Raw genomic sequence first — 406 nt, forward strand, 5'->3', positions numbered from 1 at the left:
CAACTGCGTGCGGCCAACGCATCCGTCGGACTTCGTCGTAGCATTTCTCTTCGTCGATCAAGTCGTTGAGACGGCACATCGGGGCAGCACGTGTTGAGACAGATGCCTGACCTTACCATGTCCTCAAAACCCACAAAGAGCCTCACTCGTTTGTCATGGATGAGCGGCATTTGATCGCCGCTGCCCGGTATGTGGAGTTAAATCCCGTGCGCGCTCGTCTGTGCCAACGGCCGGAGGATTGGGAGTGGTCGAGCGCGCGGGCGCATTTGGCGGGAGCGGATGACGGCGGGTGTCAAGACAGTTGTCGCATTTTTCATGCGGTGTTTGAGGTGGCTTTGGCCTCCGTTTTCAGAGGTTTCCCGGGATTGAGCAAGACGGTGGTGTCGGGCTCCCAGTTGCGCGTGTT

At 58.4% G+C, this 406-nt stretch carries 1 pseudogene; it reads left to right on the plus strand.

Features of this window, described 5'->3' with window-relative positions:
- Positions 1-143: 143 nt before the first annotated feature.
- Positions 144-284, plus strand: a pseudogene (locus G3480_RS28850) (transposase); the annotation flags it as partial.
- Positions 285-406: the final 122 nt, after the last annotated feature.

Source organism: Thiorhodococcus mannitoliphagus (genome assembly GCF_010915725.1).
Lineage (GTDB): Bacteria > Pseudomonadota > Gammaproteobacteria > Chromatiales > Chromatiaceae > Thiorhodococcus > Thiorhodococcus mannitoliphagus.